This window comes from Pseudocnuella soli (genome assembly GCF_004347775.1).
GTDB classification, from domain to species: domain Bacteria; phylum Bacteroidota; class Bacteroidia; order Chitinophagales; family Chitinophagaceae; genus Flavisolibacter; species Flavisolibacter aquaticus.
Genome location: NZ_CP037755.1, coordinates 4435368 through 4455437 on the forward strand (window position 1 = coordinate 4435368; position 20070 = coordinate 4455437).

A 20070-nucleotide genomic window follows, 5' to 3' on the forward strand; every position below is an offset into this window, starting at 1 on the left:
ATAAGGGAGATTAAGATTTTCATGAATGCCCGTAGAGGTCAATTGTCATGCCTAAACACAACAAAAAAGCACCCTTTAAAGGGTGCTTAACCAAATGTTATCTTAAGATAAAAAGCCTTGCCCGCAGTGGGTTACAGCTGTCTACTTAAGGTTCAATTGTATGCTCAATTCATCCAATTGTTTGTCATCAATTGTGGCCGGTGCATCCAGCATAACATCGCGGCCGCTGTTGTTTTTCGGGAAGGCAATAAAGTCGCGGATGCTTTCGCTGCCACCCAAAATAGAACACAGCCTGTCGAAGCCAAATGCAATGCCGCCATGTGGTGGTGCGCCGTATTCAAATGCGCCGAGCAGGAAGCCAAATTTATGCATCGCTTCTTCTTCGCTCATGCCCAGTGCAGCAAACATTTTTTCCTGCAATTCGCGTTGGAAAATACGGATCGATCCGCCGCCAATTTCGTTTCCGTTCAACACCATGTCGTATGCATTTGCTTTAATGCCTGCATAAGGATGCTTCAGGTATTCGGCCGCATTTTCAATGCGTGGATCGTTGCCAATCATGGTTTCGATCTGCGAAGGCTTGGGCGAGGTAAACGGATGGTGCCGCGCTACCCAACGGTTGCCTTCTTCATCGTATTCAAAGAGGGGAAAATCGAGCACCCAAAGCAGTTTGAATTCATCTGCTTTGCGCAGGCCCAGGCGCTTGCCCAGCTCCAGCCGCAGCTCCGATGTGGCTTTGCGGGTACGTTCTTCAGCACCTGCTAAAACCAGGATCAGGTCGCCCGGTTGTGCCGCTGCATAATCGGCAATGGCCTTTAATTGGGCTTCGCCAAAAAACTTATCCACGCTGCTTTTCAGCGAGCCGTCTGCGTTGTATTTAATGTTCACCAAACCCTGCATGCCAATCTGCGGCCGCTTCACCCAATCGGTCAGTTCGTCTATTTGCTTGCGGGTATATTCGGCTGCGCCGGGCACGGCAATGGCAATCACCGTTTCTGCGCCATCAAACACACCAAAGCCCGTTGCACCGCCGGCAAACGGCGAAGCTTTCAGGGCTTCCTGTTTGTCCAAAAACGTATGACCGGGCACTTTCAGGTTGGCCAGCTTCATTCCAAAACGGATATCGGGTTTGTCGATGCCGTATTGCCACATGGCTTCTTCCCAGGTAGTGCGCTCCACCACTTCGGTGTAATCAATGCCTTTTACCGCTTTGAAAATATGTTTGATCAAACCTTCAAACATGTTCAGAATGTCTTCCTGTTCCACAAAGGCCATCTCGCAGTCGATCTGTGTAAACTCGGGCTGGCGGTCGGCACGCAGGTCTTCGTCGCGGAAGCATTTTACAATTTGATAATAACGGTCGTAACCGCTCACCATCAGGAGCTGCTTAAAGGTTTGCGGGCTTTGCGGCAGCGCATAAAATTCGCCGGGGTTCATGCGGCTGGGTACCACAAAATCGCGGGCCCCTTCGGGTGTGCTTTTGATTAAAAACGGCGTTTCAATATCCATAAAACCCTGACCATGCAGGTAATTTCGGGTGGCGCGGTTCACGGCGTAACGCAGCTCCAGGTTGCGTTTTACTGCATTGCGGCGCAGGTCGAGGTAGCGGTATTTCATGCGCAGGTCGTCGCCGCCATCGGTATCGTCCTGTATGGTAAAGGGCGGCACAGCCGATTTATTCAAAATCTTGAACGACTGCACCAATATCTCGACATCTCCGGTGGGAATGTTGCCGTTCTTGCTGGTGCGTTCGCTCACTTTCCCGGTGGCCTGCAGCACAAACTCGCGGCCCAGCGGGGTTTCATCCAGTTGGGCATTCAGTTCTTCACCAAAAAGCAATTGGGTAATGCCGTAGCGGTCGCGCAGATCCACAAAAGTAATGGCGCCGAACTTGCGCACCGTTTGCACCCAGCCGGCCAGGGTTACAGAAGTGCCGCTATGGTGCAGGCGCAGTTCGCCACAGGTATGAGAACGATACATATTACGTTGAAAGTTTTGAGTTCTGAGTTTTGAGTCGGGCAAAGATAACCGGAACCGGAGATTTGTATGATTTATAAAGATGTTTCTGCCCAGCCAGTGGTTTGTATTAAAAAACTGTAGTTGTTTGAATGAAATGGCAGTGTTGTGTAAAACGCAACCTCGATTAAACTGACAAAAGCAAAATCACTTGTGATTGCCTAACAATGTTCTGCTGTCCTTAACCACAGTAGCACCACAGCTCAATCAAGGCGCTATCCCGAGATCAGGCTGTCATTTGATCTCGGGTCTGCTTTTTTGTTACTTTTTTACAGTAGCAAAAAAGTAAATACATGAATCAATAACGTTTACTCGCTTTATCTATTTTTTGATTTGCCCATTGCCTCAATAAGATCAGGAATACAGCCTCGGAAAACCAAATCCGCCGCTGCCCCAATCCCCATCAGGCCCGATTTTTTAACCCTCCCCTTCCTTAAACCTTGCTCCTAAATGATCGTAAACTATACCGCCGAAGGCTGGGAAATCATCACGCAACGGGCCCACGGCGTGCTGGCTGCACAGGTGGCGCAGCACTGGAAAAAGATTCAGCGGCCGCAACGCTGGACCGAAACCCTGCTGGCCATTGCCGAGCACGACGATGCTTTGGTAGAACTGGAAGAGGAACTGCTCCTCACCGAAGCCGGCGGCCCGCTTAATTTTTCCATGAAAGGCTTTGAGCTGGAGCGCTGCCAAAAGCTGCATGCGCTTTCGCTCACCAAAAGCCGGTACATCGCCCTGCTTATTTCGATGCACATGACCTTTGTGTATGGCCAGTTTGCAAAAGAGGATAAAAAGGCCGCGGATTTTTTAGCGGAGCAAAAAAACCTGCAGGCACAATGGCGCAAGGAATTGGGCCTGAACAAGGAAGAACTCGAACGCATTTATGCCCTCATGGAATGGTGCGACGCATTTTCGCTACTGCTTTGCCAGCGGCAGGTACAACCCGAGGGCCGCACCATTGAAATCAGCCGTGGCCCTGACAAAGCCCAATACAACCTGCAGCAGGTGGGCGAAGGCAAGCTATCGCTGCAGCCCTGGCCTTTTGCAACAGAAAGCTTCCCCGTTTCGTTTGAAAGCCGCACCATTAAACAGCTCCAGTTTACCGATTCCGCCGAACTGAAAAACGCCTTTTTGGCAGCGCCTGTCAGCGAAACCGTTTGGGAACTGAGCCGGGGTGGCAAGGCCGAAAAAACCACCAAAGTGCGGGCCCGTTGAGGAATTGCGCCTCATTTGACCCATGCGCAACAACGCCCCACAATGTGTGGAATCCCGCTTTAAAGCATAATAAAAAGAGCTATTGGTATAGTGTTTGAAAAGGGGTATTGAAATAGATACACTATGAGAACAGTTCAAACTTTTGCATGGACACTGGCGCTGGGCGCAACTTTAGCCACCGGCTGTAGCTCGATGAACAAAACCCAAAAAGGCGTAGGCATTGGTGCCGCAGGTGGCGCCGTAGTAGGCGGCGTTATTGGCCGCGCAGCCGGCAATACAGCCATGGGCGCCATCATTGGCGCAGCGGTAGGTGGCACTGCGGGTGGCGTTATTGGTCGCCGCATGGACAAGCAGGCCGAAGAAATGAAACAGGTAATGGGCGATGCCGAAGTACGCCGCGAAGGTGAAGGCATCATCATCAACTTTAAAGAAAAGGTGCTGTTTGGCTTTAACGAGGCAGCATTAGGCGCATCGGCAAAGGCCAACCTCGATAAGCTGGTGAATGTTTTAAATAAATACCCCGATACCAATATCGAAGTGATTGGTCATACCGACGACAAGGGTACCGATGCGTACAACCAGCAACTTTCCGAACGCAGGGCACAGGCCACTACCAGCTATATCCAAAGCAAGGGTATTGCTGCCAACCGCCTCAAGGCAAAAGGTATGGGCGAATCGGATCCCGTTGTGGACAACAGCAGCGATGACAACCGCAGCCAGAACCGCCGCGTGGAGTTTGTGATCACCGCCAACCAGAAAATGGTGGAAGACGCCAAACGCGAAGCAGGCCGCTAATTTTTTCTCTCTTAATACACATTGGGGCACCGTTCACGGCGCCCCTTTTTTATTGCGGTTGCGCCAGTTTCAACCATATAAATACCAAACTGCCAACTAAAAACTATTTTTGCGGCCATGATAGAATTGTCGCTGGTTATTCCCGTAATGAACGAGGAAGACAATATAAAGCCGCTACTCGAAGCCGTAAGGGCCGCCTTATCTGGACTGGAATACGAAGTGATACTGGTAGATGATGGCTCCACAGATGCCACCCGCAAACGCATTTTGGAATATGCCGACGACCGCACCGTGCTGGTGGAGCTGCGCGGCAATTATGGCCAAAGCACCGCTATGTCCGCGGGCATTGACCATGCAAAAGGACAGTATATTGCCATGATCGACGGCGACCTGCAAAACGATCCTTCCGACATTCCGTCGATGCTGGAAAAACTTAAAGATGAAGACTGGGACGTAGTGGCCGGCAACCGCAAAAACCGCCAGGACGGTATGGTGCTGCGCAAAATTCCAAGCAAGATTGCCAATGCCCTCATCCGCCGCATGACTGGCGTGTACATCCGCGATTACGGCTGCACGCTGAAAATATTCCGCCGCGAAATTGCCGAAGACCTGGGCCTGTATGGCGAGCTGCACCGCTTTATCCCGGTGCTGGCCAAGCTGCAGGGTGCCCGCATTACACAGGTTGATGTAAAGCACCATGCCCGCCGCTTTGGCAAAAGCAAATACGGCATCAACCGCACGTTTAAAGTTTTATCGGATTTGGTCCTGATGGTGTTTTTCCGCAAATACATGCAAAAACCCATTCACCTCTTTGGTACCATGGGCTTTGTTGCCTTTGGCCTGGGTGTGCTCATCAACATGTACCTGCTGGTCCTGAAAATTCTGGGCGAAGATATCTGGGGCAAACCGCTGATGATCCTTGGGCTGATCTTTTTACTCGGCGGCATTCAGTTAATCACCATTGGTATTTTGTCGGAGATTTCGGTGCGTACTTATTACGAATCGCAGAATAAGAAAACTTACAACGTACGCAAAGTACATAAGCGGGAAGCTGTAAAACAAGAACTGGAAATAACGGTGTAACCGATATTGATACCAAACAAAAAAGGAGCAAATAATTTGCTCCTTTTTTTATTTAGTTCAATACATTTTTATTGGCTAAAAACCAGTCGTAAAATTTGCGCAAGCCTTCTCTTAAATCTGTGCCGGCATTGTAGCCAAACAAGCGTTGCGCCTTGGCCACATCGGCATAAGTATGGGGCACATCGCCGGGCTGTTCGGGCTGGCGGTTGATGATGGCTTTTTTACCAATCACTTCTTCCAGCGCATCAATCAACCCCTGCAGCGACACAGTTTGGTGGTTGCCCAGGTTCACTATTTCATACAGGCTGCCTTCATAGTCAACAGCACCTAATATACCGCTGACAATATCGTCTATAAACGTATAATCGCGGCTGGTGCTGCCATCGCCAAACACCGGTATGGGCTCGCCGTTGATGATGGCTTTGGTAAATTTATGAATCGCCAGATCGGGACGTTGGCCAGGACCATACACGGTAAAAAAGCGTAAGGCAATAAACGGCAGTTTATATAAATGACTGTACACATGCCCCAACCCCTCGCCTGCCAGTTTGGTCATGGCATAGGGCGAAATGGGCTGCAGCCGCTCTTCTTCGTTCCAGGGCAGGTTCCGGTTTACACCATATACACTGCTCGATGACGCAAATACAAATTTTTGCACACCTGTTTTTACAGCAAAATCAAGCAACACCTGTGTGCCCAAAACATTGGTTTGTTGGTACGATAGCGGGTTTACAATACTGGGGCGTACACCGGCACGGGCTGCAAGATGGACAATGGTATGCACCGGATCGGGCAATGCAGCCTGCAGTTGATCGACCGTTAATGTATCGAGGTTGAGTTCCAATAGTTGAAACGCCTCGTTGCGCAACAGTGGCGCCAGGTTCAGGTCTTTTATTTCGCGACGGTAAAACGGCTCAAAACTATCGAGGCAGGATACCCGCACACCGGGCTGGCGCAGCAGTGCAGCACATACATGCGAACCAATAAAACCGGCACCGCCAGTAACGAGGTAATTCTTCTGCGGCTGACTGCTCATAAAGTACTTTTTGGGACAAAAGAAATAAAGGCTGCAAAATACGGCAACTGGTTTTAATGAAATGAGGGACACTAAAACAACAATTTCTCAAACGACAAAAGCATGTTGACGCCAACATAAAACATGCAACTTTTTAACGATACGCAACCACCGCCAAAGCGGCTCGGTACCTACCTTTGCGCAGCAAATGCAGGCACCGCTGGCACACCATATTCTAGGACAAACATTTTGGCTGCATGGCCACCGCGCCATTTTTTGGGAAGAGCAAAAAGCGTTGATACTTTCCGATCTGCATTTTGGCAAAACAGGCCATTTCCGCAAGGCTGGTATTGCCGTTCCCCAACAAGTGTACAAGGAGGATCTCCAACGTTTTGTTTCCTTGCTGCAATATTTTTCACCGCAACAGGTAATCGCTGTTGGCGATCTTTTTCATAGCCGAAACAACCTGGAACTTGATTGGTTCCGTCGCTGGCGGCTTGACTTTCCGCATCTGCAGTTTCACCTGGTTCGGGGCAACCACGATATTTTGCAAGCCCAATGGTACACAGAGTCCGAAATCAAATTATGGCCGGAAATAATGCGGATCGGGCCCATTTCGTTTGCGCATGAATGGTGCAGCAACAGTGCACAAGGCTTTACTTTTTGCGGCCACATACATCCAGGCATTGCGTTCAACGGTGCCGGGAGGCAAAGCATCAAATTGCCTTGTTTTTATTTTACGCCAACCCATTGCATACTACCGGCGTTTAGTAAGTTTACCGGCCTAGCCCTGGTGCATCCTAAAAAGGGCGACCAGGTTTTTGCCATTGCCGAAAACACCGTGGTTCCGCTTTCATGAAAAAACTGCACATCGCTTTCGACCCTATTTATGCGCATCCGCTGCCTGAAGGGCATCGCTTTCCGATGCTGAAATATGAACTCATTCCGGCGCAACTGGAGTATGAAGGCAGCATTACTGCAGCCAATTTATTTAGCCCCAAACCCTGCCCCGATGAAGTAGTGTTGTGGACGCATACAGCAGCTTACGTAGCCAAATTGCATCATCAAACGCTGTCTGCCCGCGAACAGCGGCATATTGGTTTTCCGCAATCGCCGCAACTCACACAACGCGAATTCATCATTGCGCAAGGCACCATCGATTGTTGTCATTACGCCATGGAAAATGGTGTGGCACTTAATGTTGCCGGCGGCACACACCATGCATTTGCCGACCGCGGCGAAGGGTTTTGCATGCTCAATGATTTTGGTGTAGCAGCCAATTATTTATTGCAAAAAAATCTTGCAAAACAAATACTGATCATCGACCTGGATGTGCACCAGGGCAACGGTACCGCCAGCATTTTTGCCGGAGAGCCAAGAGTGTTCACGTTCAGCATGCACGGCAAAAACAACTATCCTTTTCGCAAAGAAAAGAGCGACCTGGATGTAGAACTGCCTGATGGCATTGACGATGCCGCATACCTGCAACTGTTGCGTCAACACCTGCCGCGGTTACTCGACACCGTTAGACCCGACATTGTCTTTTACCTCTCCGGTGTGGACATTTTAAGCACTGATAAATTTGGAAAGCTGCAGGTGAGTATGGAAGGCTGCCGCCAGCGCGATCATTTTGTTTTTACACAAATACACAACCGCCGCCTGCCTTGTGTAGTGGCTATGGGCGGTGGTTATTCACCGCAGGTAAAAACCATTGTGGATGCACATTGCAACACGTTCCGGGCAGCAAAAGATATATGGGGATTGTAAAGCAAATTTCTAAAGTAAAAAATCACAAATCAGCTTCGTTTGGAATACCTATTTTGACTTTTGAATTTTTACTTTTTACTTCTTGCGCACCTGGTTATAATCGATAAAGAAAATGACCCGCAGCGTAATTTCGTTGCCGTGCGGCGCCATCAGGGTGTTGTTTAAATTTTTGCCGTAACGCTTGTCGGCAGCCAGGTGACGCAACACCTGGTGGTCGCTACCCAACCAGTTTTTATAACCCAGGATAATGCGGTTGCCTGGTTTGAAATCCCAGGTATAAAACGCATCGATGTTGAACACATTGAAATCGTAATCGGTGTTGCGCAATGCAGCACGGGGAATATAGCCGCCATCTTCCGCCACGTTGAAAAAGCTGCGGTAGTGCACATTGCTCCAATAGTGGCGGGCCCGTAGGCTCAGGTTCATGCGCGGGGTAAAATTGTACAAGCCGGTAGCCAGCATCGTTACATCTTTTACGTTGCGGAAACCGCCAATGGGATCACCGTTTGCTTCTCTTGCAAAAGCCCACCCGATCTGCCCCTGGTCGTGAGTACGGATGCCTTCCAGGCGCAGCGTCAGTTTGTTGCTGAACCGGTACCGCACACCCAAATTCAAGGTATAGTATGGATTGTTGGGCATTTTTGCTTCGGCAAAACCGGCTTCGTAATCTACAAACAGGCGTTTACGGCTGTCGGTGCTGCCGGCTACCGAAATGTATCCATATGCCGGAAGCCGCACATACTGGCCAGGTGTCCTCAGTTCAAAATAGTCATGCTTGTCCACCGGCTCCACGCCCAGGTTCACCCGCACATCCCACATATTTTTAAACCACCAGAACGCCGAAGCCGTAGCCATAAAATTGGTGCGCCGGTAAGGGTGGTACAGGTAATTGTATTCCATCGCCACCTTGTATGAGAACTGGTTCAATGTTTTGGTGCCTTCATAATCGTAATAACCGAGATCGGCAGTGTAGTTTACCTGGTTGGCGGTGTTCAGATACCCTAAATCATTCGGATCGTAAAAGGCTGAAAAAACACGGGCTGCAACATTATACCGCCAAAGGCCGCTTACTTTTCCCACCCGCAGCCGTGCATTATAGCCATCGTATGGATTCAGCAAAACCTCGGCTCCTTTGTGCACCGTATCAAACACGGCGGAAACAAAACCCGAGTAAGGTGTGTAGCCAAATATTTTGCTGTACCGTGCAAAACCCGACACCACGTATGTATTGGTTTTATCGTATGCGGCAAAGTCAATCCCCGATACGTTGGCATCGCGGCCGCTGCCTTTGCGCAACACATTGGTGTTGGTAAATGTGAGGTACGAGCGGCCCTTAAAAGCCTGGTCGAGCACCAGGATATTGTAATTGGTCAGCGGCTCGGTTTGGATTGAACTGTCTTTACCTGTGGAAGCGTTATACAACTGCGCATTCATCGGCGCCGTTACGGCGTTGAACACCCCAATACCCAGTTTCTTTTTTGTACGCCCCGAAAACTTGATGGCATTGTACAACTGCGTTACCGACGGGTTGCGCCGGATGCGCCAGTCTTCGCTTTCATCAGCAAAATAAGCCACATCGCTATAGCCCGCCGGGTTGGCGCCAATACGCCGCGAGTAGAACAGCCCTGCCTTGTTGAACAGTTCGGTGCCTTCGGTAAAAAATGGGCGGTTTTCCTGGAACTGCACCTCGAACGGCGACAGGTTGTTGATGACATTGTCGGAAATGACCTGGCCAAAATCCGGCACCAGCGTGGCATCGAGGGTAAAGCTTTCGTTGATGCCCCATTTTACATCCATGCCGCCGTTGCGCAGGTACTCCGCCGATTTGGCCGCCGAGCCCTTTGGATTGTACCGTACCCCACCCGACAGGTAAGGCGAAAAGCTCAGGCGCAGGGGCGGCTGCAGTTGGGTTAAACCGGTGTATTCGCCAAACTGGTTGACCAGGCCCGCCACGTTGGGGCTCACCGGGTTCCAGAAAGAAGTTTCGGTATTGCGCCTTAAAAACCGCATGAACTGGATGCCCCAGTTCTGCACGTCTTTTTTGGAAAAACGTAGCGACAGGTAAGGGATCCGCATTTCCACTACCCAACCCTCCGGTGTAAAGGAGGTTTGACTTTGCCAAACAGCATCCCAGCTACGGTCGCCTACATTATCGAGCACACCGGTATATGCCCCGCTGATCCGCACATCGCTTTGCACATTACGGGAGGTAACTACAAACTGGAAACCGTTTTGGAGGTCGTGGTAGGTATCAAAATAAACTGAGAAAAAGTCAACGTCCGCCATCTGCTCACCATCACGGGCCGTAAATTGGCGGCGTATTTCCGAGGGATTGTCGTGCAGCAGGGCGCCAATATAAATGGCGTCGTCATCATACAGCACTTTTACCTCGGTGGGCGTGGAGGCCGGTGCTCCCGGCGAAGGAAAATATTGGGAAAATTGAGCGGCTACCGGTGCGTTAGTCCATGCCCCTTCATCCAGCTTACCATCTATTTTTATGCTGTGCTCTGCCCGTGTAGCTGGCAGGGTTTTGCCCTGGCCAAATACGGAAAAAGCACACAGGGTAAGGAACAATAGGGCCACAAATCGCATCGCTCAATAAGTAGTTAGGAGCGTAAATATAAATTATTTTAATAGTGCGCCCCAAATTGCCCTAATTCATCTTCTTTTTCAGCACGCTTACCTGCTGCTGCAGGTTGCTTACAATGTTGGCCAGGTTGTCTACATCCCAGCGTTGTTGGGTGTTGGCTTTGCTGATGATCATTTGGGCCTGCCACAGTTCCAAAATGTCCTCAGCTCCCAGAGTATAGGGCTGGTAAGATGGGTTATCGCTAACAAGGGTGTACTTGTTCTTGAGGCGATTATTTTTCAGCACCCGCTTGTAAACAATACCGTCGGTACGGGACACTACCACGTAGGTGTTGTTGCTTTTTACCTCTTCCAGGGTCGCCACTTTTTCGCCCACAATCACCGAGCCGCTAGGGGTCGGCATCATCGAGTCGCCCACAATTTCAAAAGCCCTGAATTCGCCACCATTGAGCATGGGCAGGGTAAATGTATTCAGTTCGTCGATGAATTCCGGATCGGCATAACCGGCCAGGTAGCCGGCGGCAGCTTTTACCGGCACAAAAGGAATATCGGTGCGGCCGCTAACCAGTTTGGCAGCGCGGCGTTTGGCAATATAACTGCCTTTGGTTTCGCTCAAATCCTTACGCAGCAGGTCGTCCAGCGTCAGTTTAAACATATCGGCCACTACCTCCAGCACTTCCATACGGGGCTCGGCACGCTCTTCTTCGTAAGCGCCCAGCAGCGACCGTTTGATGCGCAGTTTTTGGGAAAATTCTTCCTGTGTCCAGCCGCGCAGCTTGCGCAGATACTTGAGGTTTTTGTTGGCTAATGACATGTGGCTAAGATATTTAGCTCGAAAATACTAATTTATTTAGACATGCAGCACCGGCTCAATTTTTTATGCGGGTAAAAAAGCACAATTTTGAACGGCGAGCCAAGTTTTTGAAACACGAAGGCGCGAAGAAACAAAGGGGCACTAAGCTTCTTTCTTTATGCAACTCGGTGTTCTTTGTGCCTTGAAGGTTCAAAAAGCAGTGCAACGGAATTTTATTCAATCAAAAGGCGATCAACTTTAAGATATGGCAACCGAAGGAAAAAGACCTTTAATACTGGTAACCAACGACGACGGCATTTCAGCACCAGGCATCCGCAACCTGGTGGAAGCGGTAAAAGATTTAGGAAAAGTAGTGGTGGTAGCACCCGATAAACCGCAAAGCGGTATGGGCCATGCTATTACCATTGGTGTGCCGCTGCGGCTGCACCGGGTGCACGTGTTTGATGATATTGAAGCCTACCAATGCACCGGCACACCGGTAGATTGCGTGAAGCTGGCGGTGGATAAAGTGCTGCGCCAAAAACCAGATATCTGCATCAGCGGCATCAACCACGGCGCCAACCACAGCATCAATGTAATTTACTCCGGCACCATGTCGGCAGCGGTGGAAGCGGCCATTGAAAGTATTCCGTCCATTGGTTTTTCGCTGCTCGATTATGCGCTGGAAGCCGATTTTGCGGGTGCCCGCAAATATGCCCGCATCATTGTGCAGCAGCTTTTGCAAAACATCCCCGACAAGCATACCGTGCTGAACGTAAATATTCCGAAAGGACTGCCCGAGGAAATAAAAGGCGTACGCATTTGCCGGCAGGCATATGCCAAATACGAAGAGGATTTTATTGAACGCCTCGACCCACATGGCCGCAAATACTACTGGCTCACCGGCGAGTTTGTAAACTTTGACGAAGGCACCGACACCGATGTTTGGGCGCTGGCCAATAATTACGTAAGCGTGGTGCCTGTGCAGTTCGACCTGACACATCATGCACTGAAACAACAACTGGAACAAAGCTGGAAACTGGATGAAAAAATGGGATAACCTGAAGCTGGGCCTCCTGCTGGCCTTGCTGCTGCCGGTGCTGATCTTTTTTGGAATTTATTTTGGCCGCTTTTCGTACTACCCGTTTGGCGAGTTTTGGCAAACGCTGCGCGAAGAAAGCCGGCTCATTACTTTTTTTGCGGCCTGGTGCCTCGTGGCCAATATTGCGCTGTTTACGGTTTTCATCAACACCCGCCGCTACCGCACAGCGCGGGGCGTTTTTATCGTAACGGTTATTTATGGCGCCTTGTTTTTAATGCTCAAGTTTTTGGCCTAAGGCAGCATTGCCGCTGGCCCGGCGTGCAACAACCGCTCACCGTATCTTTAGCCGCTAATTGGGTACATGAAATATTACATGATCGCAGGCGAAGCCTCGGGCGACCTGCATGGCAGCAACTTGATCAAAGAACTGGTAAAAAAAGACGCAGCCGCGCAAATCCGCTGCTGGGGCGGCGAGCAAATGGAAGCTGCCGGTGGCACCGTGGTAAAACACTACCGCGACCTGGCCTTTATGGGCTTTGCCGAAGTGATCAAAAACCTGCCCGCCATCCTGCGCAACCTGAAGTTTTGCAAAGAAGACATTGCCCAATTTGCCCCCGATGTGCTGGTGCTGATTGATTACCCAGGTTTTAATTTACGCATTGCCAAATGGGCCAAAGCAGCGGGCTTTAAAGTGGTGTACTACATATCGCCACAGGTGTGGGCCTGGAAGGAAAGCCGCGTAAAACTGATCCGGCAGGTGGTGGATAAAATGCTGGTGATCCTGCCGTTTGAAAAAGAATTTTTCGAAAACAAATGGAATTATAAAGTGGAGTTTGTGGGCCACCCGTTGGCGCAGGTGGTGCAGGACTTTTTACATCATAACCAGCCGCAACCCAATACCGGCAAGCCTGTGGTGGCACTGTTGCCCGGCAGCCGCCGGCAGGAAATTTTGGTAAAATTGCCGGTGATGTTGCAGGCCGCGCAATCATTTCCGCAGTACCAGTTTGTGGTGGCCAAAGCCACATCACTTGCCGACGAATTTTATGCGCCGCTGCTGCAAGCCTACCCGCAGGTCACATCGGTGCGGGCCAAAACCTACGAACTGCTGGCGCAAGCTACCGCGGCGCTGGTTACATCGGGTACGGCCACGCTGGAAACCGCGCTGTTTGGCGTGCCACAGGTGGTTTGTTACAAAGGTTCGCCCATTTCGTATGCCATTGCCAAGCGGCTCATTACCATCAAATATATTTCGCTGGTCAACCTGATTATGGACCGGCCGGTGGTTACCGAACTCATTCAGCACGAGCTGACGCCACAAAACATAGTGCGGGAACTAGAAGCTATTTTGCCCCACCAGCAGCGCAGGCAAATAATGCTTGAAGACTACCGCCAGCTAAAAGCCATGCTGCAGCAGCATGGCAATGCTTCGGAAAAAGCTGCAGCTATCGTATACAGCTTTGTTACCGACGGGCAAACCGCCCACTAGCATTACCGGGTCAATAACTTAATGGCCAGGATGATTAATGCGGCAATAAACAAAAAAAGGCTGATGCGGTTGATGCCGTGCATGTAAGATACCCACTGCGACTTGGGCCGGTTGGGGTCGGGCTTGCGCAGGTACAGGTATTCGGCCATTTGTTTCAGCACTCCCATGGTGTTGTTTTGCCAAAATTACAGACGGAACCCGCTTTTGGTTCAGGGCGCCGGGTTTTTGCGCTGCGGATCGGCACTGCGTGGGCCACGCAACCGAAAACTTTCCGGCGATTGCACACCCTGGTAAGCAGTGTGCGCTTTCTTTTTAGCCGATTTTTCTTTGGCTCCTTTTTGCTCCGACGGGTTTGCCAACGCAATAATGGGCAACCATTTTTTCCATAAAGAAACAAACCTAAAATATGGGGAACAAGAGATTTGCATGGGACGATCTGACGGTATTTTTCTGTTTAAAACGGTTATATAACGATTAGGTTGATAAAAAATTTTATCGCTAACATTCACTCAATTTATAAATAAAAATCAAAGGAACAGCAGTTTTACTGAATAGAACTGGCATATTTTATACATATATTAAAAAATTATGCTTAAATTTTTTAATGACAGACTTGGCTGTTTCGAAAAACCCTTATATCTTGAACCGGATTTCCACTTACTATTAGGATACCATTATCCTGAATCGCGGCCCCTTGAAAGGCCTGATGGAAAAATCAAAATAAAAGCTTAGCCATTTGATCAGCCCTTGCGGCCGGTAGTAGTGCTGTAACAAGTATCGCTGCCTGTTTGCTCAAGCTTTTGTTCATTTTTTACCATACATGGCCATGCGTTCAACCAAGATAATTGTTAACCGATACCTGAACCGGTATGATGCCTTTAGGGGGCGTAGTTTGTTTTTTCGACTGACGGTAATTTTATTCCTGACTGTTATTTTTTCGTTTACCATCAGCCGCTGCTGGCAACTCATGTCGCAGGGAAAAGACTACCCCGGAGGACACGGCGCCACCATTGCCGCTGGTTTGGGTGCTTTCAAAAAGTAAAGCTTATGAGCCTCAACCTCCAAAGCGAGCCCAGCAAAAAACGGCTGATCTATCAACTGCGGTTATTGGTAACCGCTATCGGCATCTTTACGGTTTTTGCACTGCTGTACCTGATCGGGCAGTTGTAGTTGAACGGAAAACGGTTCAGGGCAAAAACCTGAAGTCTTTATCTTCCAACGATTGTAGTTGTGCCTGCATTAATTCTTCCGGCGTACGCATGCTGTTGTAACGCAGGCGCAGCGACGCTGCATAACCATCCAGGTCGGGAAACAAACTGGCTCGGTTTAAATTCATTCGCTGCAGGTCGCGCAAAACAGCTTTTTGCTCGCCAACGGGCACTTCAATCCGCACCACAGCACGGCCAAGATCTTCTCCTAAAAATTCGAGCTGCTTCATAAACGGCTCATACGAATTACCGGTACTTACAAACACCGATTGCTGCAGCGAGTAACGCCGGTTCATCCGAAAAGGCTCCACCGGAAACACAATGCTGCTCTTGTTTTGGAAAAATATCTCGTCGAACAATTGTTCGTTGATGCCGTTCTTAGTTTTCGTCACCGAATCGCCAAACAACTGCGCCAGCAACGCCACTGATTTTGTTTTTAAAAAAGCCATGTTCACCGCCCATACAGCAATATGGCTGCCGCCGGCCAGGTGGCACAATTCAAACGCAAAAAAAGCGGCTATGTATGGCGACCAACTGAAGTCCAGCAGGCGTGTAGGAGCGCCATGGTGCTGCATCAGCGCCAGCCACTCGATTGTGTGGCTTGGTATCTCGTCGCGGGAAAGATAGTTCCGGGCGCCCCGTTGAAATTCGGCTAAAAAATCAGCTTCAATCTGCCGGTGCAAGCGGATAAAATCAGTACGCTCCACAGCGTTATTTAACTGCCAGCAAGCATTGCCCTGGCCCCGGAACGCCCAGTTGCCCGAAAGGGCATCAACAAACTCTTTATAAGCTTTCCAGCCAGGCAAAGAAACCGAAGTGATCACCTGTGTTCCCATGCTTTTCCGCGCAGAAAAACTTAAGCCAAAAGCGCCAAAATCTACAAGGATTTATTGACAACTCGTAAAAGGAAGTCCGGCGTTAATGTCCATTTCAATAGTTGTAAAAAAACCGGCTACACAGCATCAATGTGCGGCTCCACCGATCGAACAATGCAGCCAATGAGTTCATGCGCCATATAGCTGTTTACATCCGGCGAAGGCTCTAGGCCACGATCGCTGCTGTACACAATTTTACCATCGGGCAGCAAGTGCAGCAAGGATTGATCGGGCACTTCTATTTGCAATTGCATGTGTCGGGGCGCAACCTGTTGGTGCACCCGCGTAGTGTAGGTTTTGCCGTGAAATTCGAAGTGGGTGGTGAATACTCGTTCCATAGCCTTTCATTTTTGGAGTGAGTGAATCGTCGTCAAAAACAGTTAGCACTCGGCCTCAGAGGCTACGGATGTTTAAGATACAAATTTTGCCATGGATTAGAAAAATAAAAATATGGACTGCAGAAGTGTGCGTTGCAAAATAACGGGGCATTATCACGATACGATCACACAATCCTGCTCCGGAATTATTTACGCATAATGAAATGGGGTCGGGGAATAAATAGTGCAATACGTTGAAGCCCATCAGCACTTAAGCTTGGCTGTATCATTTTATTTGTGCAGTGCATGCTCGACTGTTAATGCATGGCACCCTCTTTGTGCCATACCCTTGCACAAAAAATCCATATTTATGACGCTACAATCTTTCAAGAGCCTGTCGCCAAAACAAAAGCGCCGGGCACTGTTGCACAAAGGCATTTATCTGGCAGAACGGACCACGGCTTCGTTTTCAGTGTTCTTATTCAAAGTCGAAGACTTTTTCGTGGAGTTGTTTTTTATCCGGGAGAATGACGAGATAGCCGGCTTGCGCCCCGTGCAGGAACCTAAAGTAGTGCGTCATTACAATTTGGGCAAACAAAGCAGCATGGCTTTAACCCACTAATTACTTATTGCATCGGTTGGCTTTTTTCGGTCAACCTTTCTTTATAAAAAAACCCGGAAGCTCCCGGGTTTTTCTTGTGTCTTTTATGTAGGGGAAAAAGCCTTAGCCTGCCGGGTGTCCGCCTTCGCGTTTGCGCTGCTCCAAAATGGGCTTTGCTTTTAATTCAACGGCATATCCAAGATCCTGCGCCAGGTTTTCATTGCTAATATTACCCACCCAGTGGCGACCTTCTTTTTGCAAAATTATTTTTTGGGGTGGCTGTGCCTGGCCGTCGCCGCGGTAGTTGGATAAATAGGCGGTACAGACCCCTCCCCTTCCAATCTCTACTTCATAATGCGCCAATGCGCCATCATGCAAAACAACTGCTGTAACCTCCATGATTGTAAGCTTTAATTCAATCCCAGAATTCCAAAAGCAGTGCCTGTTTCTTTTTTGAGGCGCGTTCAGTTTAATTATAGCTTATTTGGCCCATTACGGCATGCAGGTAAAATGGTAACGTGCAATGTGTTGCACAAAGCGGCCAGTTCAGTTCCCCAACTTCCAACAAAATATGCTATTGAAATGCTATTACAGCCGTTGATGTGGCTCTGAAGGTAGCGTAGCGTCAAAATCGCTGGCGGTGCGGCTTTCGGGGCTTTGTTGGGTATTGGCAAGGGGCGCCGGTGGCTTGCGGATTTTGCCAGTAGCGTTTCGTTGTTGCACAGGCAAATAATCTTTGCGCTGTTCTTCGTAGTTGGGGTTAAAGCCAAGCGGGTTAGAGGATGCGTCTTTCATGATCTGCTGGTATAAATACGAATCAAACTTAGTGTTTTTACTTATAGAAGTTGCAGCCATTTGCCCACATCGCCAACTGCGGCCTGCTTTAGTTTAAAATGTTGCAATAGCGGTGCTGCATGGCCAGTAATCCACAAAAAAGCTGTACCCTAGTGGGAACAGCTTGATGGCTTTATAAAAGGGAACACATGGTAGTTATCATTCCGTGCACCCACCCCAAAGTTCTACAACTCGGGGCTGAATGTGTAGCGGATGGCGTCTTCTTCGCTCAGTTGTACGGTATATTCAAACCGGTCGGTGGAAATGTTTACAGCTTCGGCCACCAGGTTTTGTGCACCCAGCGCCATTTGCAGTTGGCTGTCGGCTGCATTCAGGTAGTACTCACCATCGGTGCCCGAGTTGCCAAACTGGTCCACATACTGCAGCGAACCATCACGCTTAAAGGTGTGGCGCACCAGCGAATAATCGTCGGCATTACGGGCCGCACCCTTGCGGTACACTTTAATGGCTTTCCCCGAAACCAGTTCGGTTACTTCGGCCAGGTGCCAGGTATGCGCTACCAGCAGCGATTTGCCGGAAGGCGTATTTAAGCCCACGCTTTCACGGGAGCAGGAAACAAAAGAAGATAAAACGATCAGAAATGCGCTGAGGTAGATAAACAGGCGTTTCATAAAACTTTAAGTAATGGTTGGGTGAAGGTTGCGGCCGGGTAAGCTTAAAGAATATGGCTGATGGAATTGCTTTTCTGAGCCGGGTTGTTTTTCAACAACAAGAGCAGCATGAAGAGCATATCGGAGATTTGTGTAAAGCGTTTCATTGCAGTTTGGTTTTAATCGTTAGAAAGTTAGTTTGGTTGCCGGGGTTCCCCGTTCGTTCCTAAGAACCCTACAAATATGTATCGTAAAAAAACGGAATTCAATCGCATAAGCGTGTGAAAAATACGGTGAGCGGTCGTATAAATATGTATAAACGCAGGCTTGGGGGCCGGCTTTTCCGTTTATCCTACGCATTGATCACATCATCACCAAAAGGTATCACATAAGTATGTGATGGTGCATTTTTAAATGTGACTTGAAGGCAGTTGAATGATTTGCTGTAAAATGAACGAAGCCCAATCCGCCAAAAACTTTAAAAATGTTTTAAAACAAACATGCAGCCCGAAGGCTGCACATTTTTTATTAAACCGTCCACGCTAAACTTGTATTGAATCAGGAACCTTGTCGGCCCTGCGCTGATTGCTGTAGGGTGCTTTAACGCACTGGTTTGGGGTTTGCGTATGCAGACTACAGTCTTTTAACTTTACTTAACGTTACGCTGCATCACACCTCAAATCACACCTTGCTGGAGCATCACCGAAACTATGGCCGATGCATACGCCTGCACATTTTTCCGGCACGCCAGTTTATCGGCGTCCTGCTCATAATCGATGGTACGTCGGCTGCCCGGAAACTCCACGGTGAGCATCATAGCCGCCGACCGCGGAATGGCGCTTTCTTCATAAGCCCGCTCCGAAGTGCTGGCCCAACTACCCAACGAAACACCGAAGCCACGTTGGTGGCCCGAATTGCCGCCCTGCACGGTTCTTTTTTGCTGGCATCCTTTGGGCGCCACCGCCGGGTCAGAGTGGTATAATGCCGTCGGTGCTGCTTCCAGCTTATTGCCCGGTGCGGTTCCGCCCAACAGGCCTATTTGTTTGGCCATTTCCACAGCCACGAGGCTGTCGGCTTCGTAGCCTTCGGCAAATCCGTATCCGTCTGTACGCGGATCGGCAAAAACACCTGCCAGGTTTGGATTGCGGATGGCATGCAGCGATGCGATACGCCGCGGGTGCAGGTTTTCGATCAGGTACAGCAAGGCCTGGTTTTCCCGCTCAATAACGCGTCCTGCAAAATCAAGTGGTTTTTCGGGTAAAAACGGGCTGCCCAACGATGGCATCTGCCGGTTGGGATCGGCCGCAGTGCCGGATGAATAACGACCTATGTTTTTGGTGCTGCCAATTTCATCGGGATAGCTGGACGCCAGCACCGCATTGTCGGGAAAAAGCGATGGAATAACCACCACGCTGTAATAAGGCTGTGCACCATTTTGCAGTGAATCAACGACCGCTTTGGCTACTTCAATGGAAGACAGTTCGGAGCCGTGCATGCCGCCAATAACAAAGGCGTATTCACTTACTTTTCCCGGAAAAAAATAAGCATGCACCGGGCGGCGCTGGGCCGTGTAAGCCAGCAGGGTCCGTGTGGGTTTGGTGCTCGTCCTGATGGTGCGTAAGGTTTCGTTTGCCAACGAAACATCGGCACGGGTATGGGCAACCGAAAGCACCGGCTTGGGGAGGCTGCTCCAGATGTTGTACAAATTATTTGATGCAGTTGCATTGCCCAACCCAAAAAGCAGGAGGGCCAATGCATATAAGGATGGTTTCACAAGTGGCTGGTTTTGGTATTGTTACAATGCCCGCCTGGCAAACGGCAGC

General features: G+C 49.6%; 23 protein-coding genes. 11 read left to right on the top strand and 12 right to left on the bottom strand.

Annotated features, from left to right (window positions below; genetic code table 11):
- Positions 1-141: 141 nt before the first annotated feature.
- The gene (aspS, locus tag EPD17_RS18180; RefSeq protein WP_132055926.1) at positions 142-1980 is read right to left on the bottom strand and encodes an aspartate--tRNA ligase; all 1839 of its coding nucleotides are present in this window, start codon (positions 1978-1980) and stop codon (positions 142-144) included.
- A 486-nt stretch (positions 1981-2466) separates the two neighbouring features.
- On the opposite strand from aspS, the gene EPD17_RS18185 reads away from it, so the two are divergent.
- The 3 genes from EPD17_RS18185 (at position 2467) to EPD17_RS18195 (ending at position 5109) form a co-directional block, all read left to right on the top strand.
- Complete coding sequence (locus EPD17_RS18185; protein WP_132055927.1) at positions 2467-3231, top strand: DUF3891 family protein; 765 nt, start codon at positions 2467-2469, stop codon at positions 3229-3231.
- Between the two features lie 123 nt (positions 3232-3354).
- Positions 3355-4026 (top strand): OmpA family protein, encoded by a 672-nt coding sequence (locus EPD17_RS18190; protein ID WP_114235468.1) that lies wholly within the window; start codon positions 3355-3357, stop codon positions 4024-4026.
- A 117-nt stretch (positions 4027-4143) separates the two neighbouring features.
- Positions 4144-5109: a glycosyltransferase family 2 protein gene (locus EPD17_RS18195; RefSeq protein ID WP_132055928.1), complete on the top strand. Its 966-nt coding sequence runs from the start codon at positions 4144-4146 to the stop codon at positions 5107-5109.
- 52 nt (positions 5110-5161) lie between these two features.
- On the opposite strand, the gene EPD17_RS18200 is transcribed toward EPD17_RS18195, so the two are convergent.
- Positions 5162-6145 carry an NAD-dependent epimerase/dehydratase family protein gene (locus tag EPD17_RS18200; RefSeq protein ID WP_132055929.1) on the bottom strand — a complete coding sequence of 328 codons (984 nt, stop codon included), beginning with the start codon at positions 6143-6145 and terminating at the stop codon, positions 5162-5164.
- A gap of 187 nt (positions 6146-6332) precedes the next feature.
- Between EPD17_RS18200 and pdeM the strand changes: the two genes are divergently transcribed.
- Together pdeM and EPD17_RS18210 are read left to right on the top strand one after the other, a co-directional pair.
- The gene (pdeM, locus tag EPD17_RS18205) at positions 6333-6983 is read left to right on the top strand and encodes a ligase-associated DNA damage response endonuclease PdeM (RefSeq protein ID WP_132055930.1); all 651 of its coding nucleotides are present in this window, start codon (positions 6333-6335) and stop codon (positions 6981-6983) included.
- A complete protein-coding gene (locus tag EPD17_RS18210; protein WP_240040667.1) occupies positions 6980-7891 on the top strand; it encodes a histone deacetylase family protein in 912 nt (303 codons plus the stop codon). The genes pdeM and EPD17_RS18210 overlap by 4 nt, the downstream gene beginning before the upstream one ends.
- A 75-nt stretch (positions 7892-7966) precedes the next feature.
- On the opposite strand, the gene EPD17_RS18215 is transcribed toward EPD17_RS18210, so the two are convergent.
- The gene (locus EPD17_RS18215; RefSeq protein ID WP_132055931.1) at positions 7967-10483 is read right to left on the bottom strand and encodes a DUF5916 domain-containing protein; all 2517 of its coding nucleotides are present in this window, start codon (positions 10481-10483) and stop codon (positions 7967-7969) included.
- A 61-nt stretch (positions 10484-10544) separates the two neighbouring features.
- The gene (locus EPD17_RS18220; protein WP_114235463.1) at positions 10545-11294 is read right to left on the bottom strand and encodes an XRE family transcriptional regulator; all 750 of its coding nucleotides are present in this window, start codon (positions 11292-11294) and stop codon (positions 10545-10547) included.
- 244 nt (positions 11295-11538) lie between these two features.
- On the opposite strand from EPD17_RS18220, the gene surE reads away from it, so the two are divergent.
- From surE to lpxB, 3 genes are all read left to right on the top strand, one after another.
- Positions 11539-12333, top strand: coding sequence for a 5'/3'-nucleotidase SurE (surE, locus tag EPD17_RS18225; protein WP_114235461.1), 795 nt, complete (start codon positions 11539-11541; stop codon positions 12331-12333).
- Positions 12317-12610 (top strand): hypothetical protein, encoded by a 294-nt coding sequence (locus EPD17_RS18230; RefSeq protein WP_132055932.1) that lies wholly within the window; start codon positions 12317-12319, stop codon positions 12608-12610. The genes surE and EPD17_RS18230 overlap by 17 nt, the downstream gene beginning before the upstream one ends.
- A gap of 66 nt (positions 12611-12676) precedes the next feature.
- Positions 12677-13801 (top strand): lipid-A-disaccharide synthase, encoded by a 1125-nt coding sequence (lpxB, locus tag EPD17_RS18235; RefSeq protein ID WP_132055933.1) that lies wholly within the window; start codon positions 12677-12679, stop codon positions 13799-13801.
- 2 nt (positions 13802-13803) lie between these two features.
- Here the strand turns inward: lpxB and EPD17_RS20065 are convergent, their stop codons facing one another.
- Both EPD17_RS20065 and EPD17_RS18240 read right to left on the bottom strand, forming a co-directional pair.
- The gene (locus EPD17_RS20065; RefSeq protein ID WP_165929660.1) at positions 13804-13968 is read right to left on the bottom strand and encodes a DUF6728 family protein; all 165 of its coding nucleotides are present in this window, start codon (positions 13966-13968) and stop codon (positions 13804-13806) included.
- Positions 13969-14010: 42 nt separating this feature from the next.
- Complete coding sequence (locus tag EPD17_RS18240; protein ID WP_132055934.1) at positions 14011-14229, bottom strand: hypothetical protein; 219 nt, start codon at positions 14227-14229, stop codon at positions 14011-14013.
- Between the two features lie 398 nt (positions 14230-14627).
- On the opposite strand from EPD17_RS18240, the gene EPD17_RS18245 reads away from it, so the two are divergent.
- Together EPD17_RS18245 and EPD17_RS20360 are read left to right on the top strand one after the other, a co-directional pair.
- Complete coding sequence (locus tag EPD17_RS18245; protein WP_132055935.1) at positions 14628-14843, top strand: hypothetical protein; 216 nt, start codon at positions 14628-14630, stop codon at positions 14841-14843.
- Positions 14844-14848: 5 nt separating this feature from the next.
- Positions 14849-14971 carry a hypothetical protein gene (locus tag EPD17_RS20360; protein WP_262707870.1) on the top strand — a complete coding sequence of 41 codons (123 nt, stop codon included), beginning with the start codon at positions 14849-14851 and terminating at the stop codon, positions 14969-14971.
- A gap of 16 nt (positions 14972-14987) precedes the next feature.
- Here EPD17_RS20360 and EPD17_RS18250 read toward each other — a convergent pair whose 3' ends face one another.
- On the bottom strand, positions 14988-15845 hold the full coding sequence (locus tag EPD17_RS18250; protein ID WP_132055936.1) for an FRG domain-containing protein: 858 nt from the start codon (positions 15843-15845) through the stop codon (positions 14988-14990).
- 116 nt (positions 15846-15961) lie between these two features.
- Complete coding sequence (locus tag EPD17_RS18255; RefSeq protein ID WP_114235456.1) at positions 15962-16222, bottom strand: hypothetical protein; 261 nt, start codon at positions 16220-16222, stop codon at positions 15962-15964.
- Between the two features lie 349 nt (positions 16223-16571).
- Between EPD17_RS18255 and EPD17_RS18260 the strand changes: the two genes are divergently transcribed.
- Entirely contained in the window at positions 16572-16823 is a 252-nt protein-coding gene (locus tag EPD17_RS18260; RefSeq protein ID WP_132055937.1) for a hypothetical protein, read from the top strand.
- A gap of 102 nt (positions 16824-16925) precedes the next feature.
- Here the strand turns inward: EPD17_RS18260 and EPD17_RS18265 are convergent, their stop codons facing one another.
- The 4 genes from EPD17_RS18265 to EPD17_RS18280 form a co-directional block, all read right to left on the bottom strand.
- Positions 16926-17201: a hypothetical protein gene (locus tag EPD17_RS18265; protein ID WP_132055938.1), complete on the bottom strand. Its 276-nt coding sequence runs from the start codon at positions 17199-17201 to the stop codon at positions 16926-16928.
- Between the two features lie 189 nt (positions 17202-17390).
- Positions 17391-17597: a hypothetical protein gene (locus EPD17_RS18270; protein ID WP_132055939.1), complete on the bottom strand. Its 207-nt coding sequence runs from the start codon at positions 17595-17597 to the stop codon at positions 17391-17393.
- 224 nt (positions 17598-17821) lie between these two features.
- A complete protein-coding gene (locus EPD17_RS18275) occupies positions 17822-18268 on the bottom strand; it encodes a hypothetical protein (RefSeq protein WP_132055940.1) in 447 nt (148 codons plus the stop codon).
- 655 nt (positions 18269-18923) lie between these two features.
- Positions 18924-20021 (bottom strand): M14 family metallopeptidase, encoded by a 1098-nt coding sequence (locus EPD17_RS18280; protein WP_132055941.1) that lies wholly within the window; start codon positions 20019-20021, stop codon positions 18924-18926.
- Positions 20022-20070 lie beyond the last annotated feature (49 nt).

Bases quoted from the DNA above. Each gene is read 5' to 3' on its own strand.
- EPD17_RS20360 (WP_262707870.1), top strand. From the start codon at position 14,849: ATGAGCCTCAACCTCCAAAGCGAGCCCAGCAAAAAACGGCTGATCTAT.
- surE (WP_114235461.1), top strand. From the start codon at position 11,539: ATGGCAACCGAAGGAAAAAGACCTTTAATACTGGTAACCAACGACGAC.
- EPD17_RS18195 (WP_132055928.1), top strand. From the start codon at position 4,144: ATGATAGAATTGTCGCTGGTTATTCCCGTAATGAACGAGGAAGACAAT.
- EPD17_RS18185 (WP_132055927.1), top strand. From the start codon at position 2,467: ATGATCGTAAACTATACCGCCGAAGGCTGGGAAATCATCACGCAACGG.
- EPD17_RS18230 (WP_132055932.1), top strand. From the start codon at position 12,317: ATGAAAAAATGGGATAACCTGAAGCTGGGCCTCCTGCTGGCCTTGCTG.
- EPD17_RS18210 (WP_240040667.1), top strand. From the start codon at position 6,980: ATGAAAAAACTGCACATCGCTTTCGACCCTATTTATGCGCATCCGCTG.
- EPD17_RS18250 (WP_132055936.1), bottom strand. From the start codon at position 15,845: ATGGGAACACAGGTGATCACTTCGGTTTCTTTGCCTGGCTGGAAAGCT.
- pdeM (WP_132055930.1), top strand. From the start codon at position 6,333: ATGCAGGCACCGCTGGCACACCATATTCTAGGACAAACATTTTGGCTG.
- EPD17_RS18215 (WP_132055931.1), bottom strand. From the start codon at position 10,483: ATGCGATTTGTGGCCCTATTGTTCCTTACCCTGTGTGCTTTTTCCGTA.
- EPD17_RS18200 (WP_132055929.1), bottom strand. From the start codon at position 6,145: ATGAGCAGTCAGCCGCAGAAGAATTACCTCGTTACTGGCGGTGCCGGT.
- EPD17_RS20065 (WP_165929660.1), bottom strand. From the start codon at position 13,968: ATGGGAGTGCTGAAACAAATGGCCGAATACCTGTACCTGCGCAAGCCC.
- EPD17_RS18240 (WP_132055934.1), bottom strand. From the start codon at position 14,229: ATGCAAATCTCTTGTTCCCCATATTTTAGGTTTGTTTCTTTATGGAAA.
- EPD17_RS18270 (WP_132055939.1), bottom strand. From the start codon at position 17,597: ATGAAAGACGCATCCTCTAACCCGCTTGGCTTTAACCCCAACTACGAA.
- EPD17_RS18255 (WP_114235456.1), bottom strand. From the start codon at position 16,222: ATGGAACGAGTATTCACCACCCACTTCGAATTTCACGGCAAAACCTAC.
- EPD17_RS18190 (WP_114235468.1), top strand. From the start codon at position 3,355: ATGAGAACAGTTCAAACTTTTGCATGGACACTGGCGCTGGGCGCAACT.
- lpxB (WP_132055933.1), top strand. From the start codon at position 12,677: ATGAAATATTACATGATCGCAGGCGAAGCCTCGGGCGACCTGCATGGC.
- EPD17_RS18275 (WP_132055940.1), bottom strand. From the start codon at position 18,268: ATGAAACGCCTGTTTATCTACCTCAGCGCATTTCTGATCGTTTTATCT.
- EPD17_RS18260 (WP_132055937.1), top strand. From the start codon at position 16,572: ATGACGCTACAATCTTTCAAGAGCCTGTCGCCAAAACAAAAGCGCCGG.
- EPD17_RS18245 (WP_132055935.1), top strand. From the start codon at position 14,628: ATGCGTTCAACCAAGATAATTGTTAACCGATACCTGAACCGGTATGAT.
- aspS (WP_132055926.1), bottom strand. From the start codon at position 1,980: ATGTATCGTTCTCATACCTGTGGCGAACTGCGCCTGCACCATAGCGGC.
- EPD17_RS18220 (WP_114235463.1), bottom strand. From the start codon at position 11,294: ATGTCATTAGCCAACAAAAACCTCAAGTATCTGCGCAAGCTGCGCGGC.
- EPD17_RS18265 (WP_132055938.1), bottom strand. From the start codon at position 17,201: ATGGAGGTTACAGCAGTTGTTTTGCATGATGGCGCATTGGCGCATTAT.